This is a genomic window from Paenibacillus sp. 05T425 (genome assembly GCF_056396205.1).
The window spans coordinates 1-423 of the sequence record NZ_JBFTLA010000124.1; the positions used below are offsets into that span (position 1 = coordinate 1).

Consider the following 423-nt stretch of genomic DNA (forward strand, 5'->3'; position numbering starts at 1 on the left):
ACATCGAGTACGCCGAAGGCAGCGACTTGCCGGATGGCCTGGACTATCTGGCGGCCTATCCGAACCTGCTGGTCTCGCGCACCTTCTCCAAGGCCTATGGTCTGGCGTCGCTGCGGGTCGGCTACGGTTTGTCCTCGGCCATCGTCGCTGATGTGCTCAATCGCGTGCGTCAGCCGTTCAACGTCAACAGCCTCGCGCTGGCCGCCGCTTGTGCCGCGCTGCAAGACGTCGAGTACCTGGCTGAAAGCCGTCGCATGAACCAATCCGGCATGCAGCAGCTTGAGGCGGGTTTCCGTGAGTTGGGGCTGAGCTGGATTCCATCCAGAGGCAACTTCATCTGTGTCGATCTGGGGCGCGTTGCTGCCCCGGTTTTCCAGGGGTTGTTGCGCGAAGGCGTGATCGTGCGTCCGGTGGCCAACTACT

At 62.4% G+C, this 423-nt stretch carries 1 protein-coding gene; it reads left to right on the forward strand.

What is annotated here, in order from left to right; translation table 11 throughout:
- The coding region (locus AC1DF0_RS32395) for an aminotransferase class I/II-fold pyridoxal phosphate-dependent enzyme (RefSeq protein WP_477577697.1) at positions 1 to 423 on the forward strand (423 nt) is incomplete at both ends.